This is a genomic window from Bacillus sp. RC240 (genome assembly GCF_044907945.1).
GTDB classification, from domain to species: domain Bacteria; phylum Bacillota; class Bacilli; order Bacillales; family Bacillaceae_G; genus Bacillus_A; species Bacillus_A mycoides.
This window is the reverse complement of sequence record NZ_JBIYCT010000009.1, coordinates 176,510-184,786: the sequence shown is the minus strand read 5'-3', so window position 1 is coordinate 184,786 and position 8,277 is coordinate 176,510. Positions and strand designations below refer to the sequence as shown.

General features: G+C 42.2%; 8 protein-coding genes and 1 pseudogene. 7 read left to right on the top strand and 2 right to left on the bottom strand.

Translation table 11 applies throughout. The features are described from left to right. Window positions 1-419 (bottom strand): annotated as a pseudogene (locus ABH955_RS23800) (spore germination protein); the annotation flags it as partial. Window positions 420-571: 152 nt separating this feature from the next. On the opposite strand from ABH955_RS23800, the gene ABH955_RS23795 reads away from it, so the two are divergent. Next, on the top strand, window positions 572-1,696 hold the full coding sequence (locus ABH955_RS23795; protein WP_404491748.1) for a homoserine O-acetyltransferase family protein: 1,125 nt from the start codon (window positions 572-574) through the stop codon (window positions 1,694-1,696). 48 nt (window positions 1,697-1,744) lie between these two features. Here the strand turns inward: ABH955_RS23795 and ABH955_RS23790 are convergent, their stop codons facing one another. After that, the gene (locus ABH955_RS23790; RefSeq protein ID WP_002129493.1) at window positions 1,745-1,927 is read right to left on the bottom strand and encodes a hypothetical protein; all 183 of its coding nucleotides are present in this window, start codon (window positions 1,925-1,927) and stop codon (window positions 1,745-1,747) included. Between the two features lie 199 nt (window positions 1,928-2,126). Between ABH955_RS23790 and ABH955_RS23785 the strand changes: the two genes are divergently transcribed. From ABH955_RS23785 to ABH955_RS23760, 6 genes are all read left to right on the top strand, one after another. Next, entirely contained in the window at window positions 2,127-2,432 is a 306-nt protein-coding gene (locus ABH955_RS23785) for a rhodanese-like domain-containing protein (RefSeq protein ID WP_000141214.1), read from the top strand. 77 nt (window positions 2,433-2,509) lie between these two features. Further along, window positions 2,510-2,734, top strand: coding sequence for a spore germination protein (locus ABH955_RS23780; RefSeq protein ID WP_113935770.1), 225 nt, complete (start codon window positions 2,510-2,512; stop codon window positions 2,732-2,734). Between the two features lie 20 nt (window positions 2,735-2,754). Next, the gene (locus ABH955_RS23775) at window positions 2,755-3,078 is read left to right on the top strand and encodes a hypothetical protein (protein WP_113935769.1); all 324 of its coding nucleotides are present in this window, start codon (window positions 2,755-2,757) and stop codon (window positions 3,076-3,078) included. A gap of 121 nt (window positions 3,079-3,199) precedes the next feature. Beyond that, window positions 3,200-6,022, top strand: coding sequence for a BclA-related collagen-like exosporium protein (locus ABH955_RS23770; protein WP_404491747.1), 2,823 nt, complete (start codon window positions 3,200-3,202; stop codon window positions 6,020-6,022). Window positions 6,023-6,197: 175 nt separating this feature from the next. Continuing rightward, complete coding sequence (moaA, locus tag ABH955_RS23765; RefSeq protein WP_404491746.1) at window positions 6,198-7,211, top strand: GTP 3',8-cyclase MoaA; 1,014 nt, start codon at window positions 6,198-6,200, stop codon at window positions 7,209-7,211. Window positions 7,212-7,227: 16 nt separating this feature from the next. Beyond that, on the top strand, window positions 7,228-8,241 hold the full coding sequence (locus ABH955_RS23760) for a molybdopterin-synthase adenylyltransferase MoeB (protein WP_201038830.1): 1,014 nt from the start codon (window positions 7,228-7,230) through the stop codon (window positions 8,239-8,241). Window positions 8,242-8,277 lie beyond the last annotated feature (36 nt).

Genomic DNA, 8,277 nt, shown 5'->3' with positions numbered 1-8,277 from the left:
TGAGAAGAATCCTCTTGTTTAGAACTTTGCTGTTTGTCTTGAGAAGAGTCCTCTTGTTTAGAACCTTGCTGTTTGTTTTGAGAAGAATCCTCTTGTTTAGAACTTTGTTGCTTGTTTTGAGAAGAATGCTCTTGTTTAGAATTTTGTTGTTTGTCTTGAGAATTATCATCTTGCTTAGAATTTTGCTGCTTACCTTGAGAATTATCCTCTTGTTTAGAACTTTGCTGCTTGTTTTGAGAATTATCCTCTTGTTTAGAATTTTGCTGCTTATTTTGAGAATTATCCTCAGTTTGTTCCGTACTTTTTGGCTCGCCATTCTTATCTTTGTTATGTTCCTTTTGATCATCTGGCTGTTGTTTCGAATCATCTGTCTCTTTTGTATTTGAGTTTTTTTTCTTACGTAACCAATTCCAAATCATATGTATGCCCTCTTTGATCTTGTAATATAGTGCTATTTTGTGGCTAATTTTGTATATTATTCATTTATTTATGAAAAGAAGGAGGAGATTGGTTTGTATAGAAAAAATCCTTTAGTAAGCAGTTCATAATATGACGGGAAGAAGGCGAGTCTGTGCAAATTGTAAAAAAGGAGAAGTTTGTTTTAAAAGAGTTTGTGTTTGAAAATGGTAGGGGAATTCCTGTTCAAATGGGGTATGAGACGTATGGCACTTTAAATAGAGAAAGATCAAATGCGATTTTAGTTTGTCACTATTTTAGTGCAACAAGTCATGCGGCAGGAAAATATACAGAGCATGATGAGGAAGCTGGTTGGTGGGATGGATTAATTGGACCTGGAAAAGCAATTGATACAAATAAATATTTCGTTATATGCACTGATAACCTTTGTAATGTACAGGTGAAGAATCCCTACGTAATTACAACGGGACCAAAATCGATAAATCCGATGACTGGTTTTGAGTATGCGATGGATTTTCCAGTTTTCACATTTTTAGATGTAGCACGTATGCAATATGAGTTAATAAAAGATATGGGGATTGCTAGGCTACATGCTGTAATGGGACCGTCGGCAGGTGGGATGATTGCGCAGCAATGGGCTGTTCACTATCCTCATATGGTAGAGCGAGTGATTGGAGTTATTACGAATCCACAAAATCCAATTATAACGTCGGGAAATGTAGCGCAAAATGCGATTGAAGCAATTCAGCTTGATCCAAACTGGAAAGGTGGAAAGTATGGAGAAGAGCAGCCAACGAAGGGTCTTCATTTAGCAAATCGAATGATGTTTATGAACGCGTTCGATGAACATTTTTATGAAATGGCATTCCCGCGGAACAGTATAGAAATGGCACCTTATCAACAATTTTCTGCATTAACATCATTTGAGAAAGAAATAAATAAAGTGACATGTAAAAGTATAGATTTAGTAGATGCAAATTCATGGATGTATACTGCAAAAGCGGTCTTATTACATGATATTGCACATGGATTTTCTTCTTTAGAAGAGGCTCTTTCTAAAGTTGAAGCGAATGTACTCATGATTCCATGCAAACAAGATTTACTTCAGCCGCCTCGTTACAATTATAAAATGGTAGATATTTTGCAAAAGCAAGGGAAGTACGCAGAAGTATATGAGATAGAAAGTATAAATGGGCATATGGCAGGAGCGTTAGATGTTCATTTATTTGAAAAGAAAATTTATGAGTTTTTAAACCGGAAAGTATCTAGTTTTGTGTAGGAAATAATTAATGTGGAAAGGTGCATGATTTATAGTAGGCACCTTTTTTTACATGATTTGCAGACGGAAAATATATGAAGCGATTGATAAACCGAAGAAAGCTATACTAAGTAATAGAAATAAGAATGACATTTCTTGAGGGGATTTTATCTTTTTATTATTTTTCATACTAAGAGCAATAACTGCAAAAACTAAGAAAATGATGCCCATAATGAAAAGAAAAAGTGTCATTTTAACTGGCTCCTTTCATCAAACAAGTATATTGAGGATACAATGCGTCAGTTATGTTTGTAAAGAATAAGTTTTGCTGGAAAATTGAGAAATAAATGTTCCATTCTTTGCGTTCCTTCCTTCGCGTGCTAAAATTGATGAGAAATGATTGTTTAAAGAAGAAACTGAAGGTTTTATTGTATATAAGGAGGAACTACATATGACAGAAGTAAAAACAATTACTACAGAAGAAGTGCAAGAGCGTTTAGAAAATGGAGAAACATTATTTTTAGTAGATGTAAGGGAAGATGAAGAAGTAGCGGCAGGGAAAATTCCAGAAGCTGTACATATTAAAATGGGCGATATTCCAAATAAAGTGGATTTCTTTGAGAAAGAGAATGAATATATCTTTATTTGCCGTTCGGGAATGCGTAGTGAAAATGTATGCCATTATTTAAATGAGCAAGGATTTAAAACGGTGAATATGGTTGGCGGTATGCTTCAATATGAAGGCGAAACTAAATAAGTAGCTGCAAAAACTTGAAACGAGTCTGTTTCAAGTTTTTTTCTTTTGCATACAGTATACAAAAGGGGGAGGGGTAAATGGGGATTAACATGCGTAAAGTAAAAATTATTAATAATACAGGGGCTGTTAATGTTGGCGACTGTTATAATATCGCACCTTTTGCTGTATCGAAAATATATGCGGGTGCTGGAGGATCGAGTGCGGCTGTTTTTTTAAATGGGAAACGACAGCCAGAAGCTGTGATTAGAACATCAGTGTTTCTTCCGCCATTAGCGACGAGTACACGTACATTAGGTTCATAAAGGAAAGGTAGAGTGTAAGTATGCCTGCACGTATTAAAGAATTTATTATCGTTAATAATACTGGGAATATATTTACAGGGGATAATTTGAGTGATACTTCATTTACTGCTTCGAAATCGTATAGTGGTTCAACGGGTTGCACTTGGATTGACGTTGTTACAGTAATAGGGACGGAGACGAAGCTTTGTTTACAACCGGGAGATTCGGTGACGACAACCTATACACGAGGTACCCCTGCTGGTACTGTAACGGGAACAAACATGGGGCAAGGTGCAAATGTGTCGAGTATATCGCAAGCTGTCCCTAATACAGATAATATGGATTCAGTTTCTGGACTCCCTTAAGGAATTAAGGGAGTTTTTATTATTTAAAATAAAAATAGTCTTTGAGATTGTTTTTGTAAATACATATTAAGAAGAAGAGGTTTGTTTAAAGTAAAAAAGATGGTGTGTAGGTGGTGAAAGTGTGAAAGAGCGCGATAGACAAAATTCATTAAACTCTAATTTCAGAATTTCACCGAATCTTATTGGACCTACTTTTCCTCCCGTTCCAACGGGATTTACTGGCATTGGGATTACTGGTCCAACCGGTCCACAAGGCCCGACTGGTCCACAAGGACCAAGGGGATTTCAAGGTCCGATGGGGGAGATGGGCCCGACAGGACCTCAAGGAGTGCAAGGGATTCAAGGACCAGCTGGACAAATGGGTGCAACAGGACCAGAAGGACAGCAGGGACCACAAGGATTAAGGGGACCACAGGGAGAAACTGGAGCGACAGGACCTCAAGGAGTGCAAGGGTTACAAGGTCCAATTGGTCCAACCGGAGCGACTGGGGCACAAGGTATACAGGGGATACAGGGATTACAGGGGCCGATTGGAGCTACCGGGCCAGAGGGACCTCAAGGAATTCAAGGAGTGCAAGGGGTACCGGGTGCAACAGGTTCACAAGGAATACAAGGAGCTCAAGGGATACAAGGCCCACAAGGACCGGATGGAAATACGGGAGCAACAGGAGCGACTGGTCAGGGGATTAGTGGTCCGACTGGAATAACAGGTCCAACAGGGATAACTGGCCCATCTGGAGGACCTCCAGGTCCGACTGGAGCAACTGGTGCGACAGGGCCAGGAGGTGGACCAAGTGGAAGTACAGGTGCGACGGGAGCGACTGGAAATACTGGAGTAACTGGAAGTGCGGGAGTGACTGGAAATACAGGTCCTACTGGAAGTACAGGAGAAACAGGAGCACAGGGCCTGCAAGGAATCCAAGGGGTTCAAGGGCCAATTGGGCCAACGGGTCCAGAAGGTCCGCAAGGTATTCAAGGTATTCCTGGTCCGACAGGAGTAACTGGTGAACAAGGAATCCAAGGGGTTCAGGGGATTCAAGGGATAACGGGGGCAACAGGAGATCAAGGTCCGCAAGGTATACAAGGGGCCATAGGACCTCAAGGTATAACAGGAGCAACAGGAGATCAAGGCCCACAAGGAATACAAGGGGTACCTGGTCCAACCGGAGACACAGGTTCACAAGGAGTCCAAGGAATTCAAGGGCCAATGGGTGATATAGGACCAACAGGCCCAGAAGGCCCAGAAGGACTTCAGGGTCCGCAAGGAATACAAGGAGTGCCAGGGCCAGCTGGAGCAACAGGTCCAGAGGGCCCACAAGGAATCCAAGGAGTTCAAGGACCAATAGGAGTAACAGGTCCAGAAGGTCCACAAGGAATTCAGGGAATACAAGGGATTCAAGGTATAACAGGAGCTACCGGAGCACAAGGAGCAACTGGAGTTCAAGGTGTTCAAGGGAATATAGGAGCAACAGGTCCAGAGGGCCCGCAAGGAGTGCAAGGTACTCAAGGGGATATAGGTCCAACAGGTCCAATGGGTCCACAGGGAGTTCAAGGTATCCAAGGAATTCAAGGACCGACGGGTGCGCAAGGAGTGCAAGGCCCACAAGGAATTCAAGGAATCCAAGGGCCGACAGGAGTAACTGGAGATACGGGTACAACAGGGGCGACAGGGGAAGGGACTACAGGGGCAACTGGAGTAACGGGTCCATCAGGTGTAACGGGTCCATCAGGAGGCCCAGCTGGACCGACTGGCCCAACAGGTCCATCAGGTCCGACGGGATTGACAGGTCCATCCGGTGGACCACCTGGTCCGACAGGAGCGACAGGTGTAACGGGAGGAGTAGGAGATACGGGAGCAACAGGGGCGACGGGTGTGACCGGAGCAACTGGAGTAACTGGTGCAACCGGAGCAACGGGGCTGCAGGGTCCACAAGGAATACAAGGAGTACAAGGAGACATAGGCCCAACCGGTCCGCAAGGTGTTCAAGGTCCACAAGGGATCCAAGGTATAACGGGAGCAACGGGAGATCAAGGTCCGCAAGGAATTCAAGGCCCGCAAGGAATCCAAGGTCCAACAGGTCCTCAAGGAATCCAAGGAGGTCAAGGCCCACAAGGGATACAAGGGGCAACAGGTGCAACCGGAGCACAAGGCCCACAGGGAATTCAAGGGATACAAGGAGTGCAAGGTCCGACTGGTCCACAAGGCCCAACCGGAATACAAGGTGTGCAAGGAGAAATAGGTCCAACCGGTCCGCAAGGAGTGCAAGGTTTACAAGGTCCACAAGGCCCAACCGGGGACACGGGTCCAACAGGCCCACAAGGCCCACAAGGAATTCAAGGTCCAACGGGAGCAACCGGAGCGACAGGTTCACAAGGAATTCAAGGTCCAACGGGGGCAACAGGAGCGACAGGTTCACAAGGAATTCAAGGTCCAACGGGGGCAACAGGAGCGACAGGTTCACAAGGAATTCAAGGTCCAACGGGAGGAACGGGTCCAACAGGAGTAACAGGAGCGACCGGGGTGACTGGAGTTAGTACAACTGCAACGTATGCATTTGCGAATAATACATCAGGAACCGCTATTTCGGTTTTATTAGGCGGTACGAATATCTCATTACCGAACAATCAAAATATTGGACCAGGAATAACCGTTAGTGGTGGAAATACTGTATTTACAGTTGCGAATGCAGGGAATTATTATATAGCCTATACAATTAATTTAACGGCAGGATTACTTGTCAGTTCTCGTATAACCGTAAATGGCAGTCCGCTTGCGGGAACGATAAACTCCCCGACAGTGGCTACTGGTTCATTTAGTGCACCAATAATTGCTAACTTGCCTGCTGGAGCTGCTATTAGTCTGCAGTTATTTGGATTAGTTGCAATAGCTACATTATCTACAACAACGCCAGGAGCTACTCTAACTATTATTAGATTAAGTTAATAAACAGAAAACCTTGGAACTTTTATGTTTCAAGGTTTTTTATCTCGTTACTTGTAGATAGTCTAATTGGTTAGTAAAGTTTCACTTTATTCACCTTAGCAAAAACATCGCGGTTCAAAAATATATTATAATAGAATGAAGAGAGGTATAAATTTGGCAGAAAGGGAGAGTGGCGATGCAGGAGAAGGTTAAAGATTTTTTCGGACGCCCACTTCAAGATTTACGCATCTCTGTCATTGATCGTTGTAATTTACGGTGTACGTATTGTATGCCAGCGGAAGTGTTTGGTCCTGATTATACTTTTTTGAAAGATGAGTTTTTACTGACATTTGATGAAATAGAGCGATTAGCAAAAGTATTTGTTAGCATCGGTGTACGGAAAATTAGACTTACTGGTGGCGAACCCTTGCTCCGTAAGGACTTAACAAAACTTATCGAACGTCTCGTGAAAATTGACGGTTTAGTAGATATAGGATTAACGACAAATGCGATTCATTTAACGAAGCAAGCGAAGGCGTTAAAAGAAGCTGGGTTACACCGAGTAAATGTTAGTTTGGATGCGATAGATGATAATGTGTTCCGCGCAATTAATGGCCGGAATATGAATACGAAGCCAGTGTTAAAAGGAATTATGGCAGCGAAAGAAGCAGGCCTTGAAGTGAAAGTAAATATGGTTGTGAAAAAAGGAATGAATGATCATCAAGTACTTCCGGTTGCTGCGTATTTTAAAGAACAAGGAAGCACGCTTAGGTTTATTGAGTTTATGGATGTTGGCAGTACGAATGGATGGAATTTTGATCAAGTTATTACGAAACGAGAATTAATTGATATGATTCATGGGGTGTATCCAATTGAGCCAGCTGAAGCTCATTATTTTGGTGAGGTTGCGAAGCGGTATCGATACGTTGGAACGAATGTAGAGGTTGGTTTTATTACCTCTGTTTCTGAGTCATTTTGTTCTTCTTGTACGAGAGCAAGAATTTCGGCAGATGGAAAGTTTTATACTTGCTTGTTTGCGACAGAAGGAATGGATTTAAGGAAACTTCTGAGGGAGAACCTTTCGGATAATGAGTTATTAAAAGCTATACAATATGTATGGGAGAATAGAAAAGATCGATATTCAGATGAACGGACAGAAGAAAGTGCGAAAAATCGTCCGAAAATTGAAATGTCTTATATAGGAGGATAAGAAAGGGGGATGTCGTATGCAAGAGCGATATTCAAGACAAATGTTATTTTCTGGTGTTGGGGAAGAAGGGCAACGGAAAATAAGAGGGAAGCATGTGCTCGTTATCGGTGCTGGTGCACTCGGAGCAGCGAATGCAGAAGCAATTGTTAGAGCAGGTGTTGGAAAAATAACAATTGCGGATCGTGATTATGTAGAATGGAGTAATTTACAAAGGCAACAATTATATACAGAAGAAGATGCAAAGCATTATAAACCGAAAGCAATAGCGGCAGCAGAACATTTAAAGGCAATTAATTCCGAAGTAGAAATTGTACCGGTTGTGACTGATGTAACGGTGCAAGAAATGGAAGAATTAATTAAAGGTGTAGATTTAATATTAGATGCGACAGATAATTTTGAAACGCGCCTTCTTATTAATGATATATCGCAGATGTATAACGTTCCGTGGATATACGGAGGATGCGTTGGAAGCTACGGAGTAACTTATACAATCTTGCCAGGAAAAACGCCGTGTTTTCGATGTTTAATGGAGCATCCAGCGAGCGGAGCGACATGTGATACGGCCGGTATTATACAGCCAGCAGTGCAATTAGTAGTTGCACATCAAATAACGGAAGCCTTGAAAATATTAGTAGAAGATTTTGAGGCACTTCGTGAAACGATGCTATCATTTGATCTTTGGAATAATCAGCAGATGGCATTTAAAGTGAATAGGCAGAAAAAGGATACATGTTTATCCTGTGGAAAGTTACGTACATATCCGAGTTTAACATTTGAAGCACAAACGAAAACAGAAGTATTATGTGGGCGAAATACAGTTCAAATCCGTCCAGGTGTGCGTCAGGGTTTTAATTTAAAAGAAATTAAAAAGCGCTTACAAAAAAGTGTGGATGTAAAAGCAACGCCGTATTTATTATCATTTCCAGTGGAAGAATATCGTTTCGTTTTATTTACAGATGGCAGGGCGTTTATTCATGGTACGAATGATATGAATGTTGCGAAACGACTATATGCAAGATATATAGGTTGAACCTAAAGGGGAATCCTTTAGGTTCAAATGGAAAAG